This window comes from Methylobacterium tarhaniae, from assembly GCF_001043955.1.
Lineage (GTDB): Bacteria > Pseudomonadota > Alphaproteobacteria > Rhizobiales > Beijerinckiaceae > Methylobacterium > Methylobacterium tarhaniae.
In genome coordinates this window covers 1-1,969 of record NZ_LABZ01000284.1, presented here as the reverse complement: position 1 = coordinate 1,969, position 1,969 = coordinate 1, and the positions used below count along the sequence as shown (strand labels likewise).

The window sequence follows — 1,969 nt, the reverse complement described above, 5'->3', positions numbered from 1 at the left end:
CCTGCGCCTCGCCCAGTTGGCGCGTGCGGCGGGCCTTCACCTGATCATGGCGACGCAGCGCCCGTCGGTGGACGTGATCACCGGCACGATCAAGGCGAACTTCCCGACCCGGATCTCGTTCCAGGTGACCTCGAAGATCGACTCGCGGACGATTCTCGGCGAGATGGGCGCCGAGCAGCTTCTGGGCCAGGGCGACATGCTGTTCATGGCGGGCGGCGGCCGCACGACCCGGGTGCACGGTCCGTTCTGCTCGGACGACGAGGTCGAGCAGGTGGTGGCCCACCTCAAGCGCCAGGGCCGGCCCTCCTACCTCGACGCGGTCACCGCCGAGGAGGGCGAGGAGGAAACCGACACCCCGGTCATGGACCAGGGCGGCTTCGGCGACCCCTCGGCCGACCTCTACGACCAGGCGGTGGCGGTGGTGCTGCGGGACAAGAAGGCATCGACGAGCTACATCCAGCGGCGGTTGCAGATCGGCTACAACCGGGCGGCCTCGCTGATGGAGCGGATGGAGCGCGAGGGCATCGTCGGCCCCGCCAACCATGCCGGCAAGCGCGAGATCCTGCTGGAGGACGGGCAGGACGGCTGACGCCGCCCCGCCCCGATAGGGTCAGCGCTGGCCGAAGCTCGCCTCCTTGAACAGGTCCTTGAGGTGGTGCGGCTGCGAGCGCCAATACTGCTTCGGCGCGCGGACCCGTGCCCCCAGTTCCGCGGCCGCGTGCCAGGGCCAGCGCGGATCGTACAGCATGGCACGGGCGAGCGAGACCGCATCCGCCTTGCCCTCCAGAAGGATCGTCTCGGCCTGGCGCGGCTCGGTGATCAGACCGACCGCGATGGTGACGAGGTCGGTCGCCGCCCGCACCCGCTCGGCGAAGGGCACCTGGTAACCCGGCCCGACGGAAATCTTCTGCCGGGGGGAGACGCCGCCGGTGGAGACGTGGATGGCGGCCGCGCCCCGCGCCTTGAGGGCTTCCGCGAAGGCGATGGTCTGCTCGACCTCCCAGCCATGCTCGACCCAGTCCGTCGCCGAGACCCGGGCCCAGACCGGCTGGCTGGCCGGAAACACCTCCCGTACCGCGTCGAACACCTCCAGCGGGAAGCGCATCCGGTTCTCGAGGCTGCCGCCATATTCGTCGGTCCGCTGGTTGGCGAGCGGCGACAGGAACTGGTGCAGCAGGTAGCCATGCGCGGCGTGGATCTCCGCCGCCTCGATGCCGAGACGGACGGCCCGCCGGGCAGTGGCCGCGAACCCGTCGCGGATCCGCTTCATGTCCTGGCGGTCGAGCGCGCGCGGCGCCACCTCGCCGTCGGCATGGGCGAGCGCCGAGGGCGCCTCGGTGAGCCAGCCGCGGGGCGACTCCGGCGCCACCTGATGGCCGCCGCGCCACGGCGGCTCGCTCGAAGCCTTGCGGCCGGCATGGGCGATCTGGATGCAGACCGGCACCGGGGCGTAGTCCCGCACCGCATCGAGCACCCGTGCCAGGGCCCGCTCGGTCCCGTCATCCCACAATCCGAGATCGCCGTAGGTGATGCGCGCCTCCGGCGACACCGCCGTCGCTTCCAGGGTCAGGAGCCCGGCGCCCGACATGGCGAGCTGACCGAGATGCATCATGTGCCAGTCCGTCGCCTCGCCGTCGCGGGCCGAGTACTGGCACATCGGCGCGACGATGATGCGGTTCTCCAGCCCCAGGCCATCGAGGCGCAGGGGCTGGAACAGGAGGGGATCGGTCATTCGGGTACTCCGGGAGAGAATGACCGCAATGTGGCCTGCCTCGGCGGTTCCGGCCAGCGCGGGCGATGCAGGCCGCCCGCGCGCGGCGTGAGAGGTGCGGCGTGCGCCGGCGCACCGCGGCACGGTCGTCGGCTGAAGCGGCGGTCCCGGAGACGCGCGACGACCCGCCTCTGCCGAGGCTCGTGATCATTACCAGCCTCTGCCGAGGCTCGTGATCATTACCAGCCTCTGCCGAGG

The 1,969-nt window shown here is 71.3% G+C and carries 2 protein-coding genes; one reads left to right on the top strand and one right to left on the bottom strand.

The features are described from left to right. Positions 1 to 589 (top strand): DNA translocase FtsK (locus VQ03_RS28790; protein WP_048454355.1); only part of this gene is annotated, 589 nt, incomplete at its 5' end. Positions 590 to 610: 21 nt separating this feature from the next. Here the strand turns inward: VQ03_RS28790 and VQ03_RS28785 are convergent. Continuing rightward, the gene (locus VQ03_RS28785; RefSeq protein WP_048454354.1) at positions 611 to 1,732 is read right to left on the bottom strand and encodes an NADH:flavin oxidoreductase/NADH oxidase; all 1,122 of its coding nucleotides are present in this window, start codon (positions 1,730 to 1,732) and stop codon (positions 611 to 613) included. Positions 1,733 to 1,969: the final 237 nt, after the last annotated feature.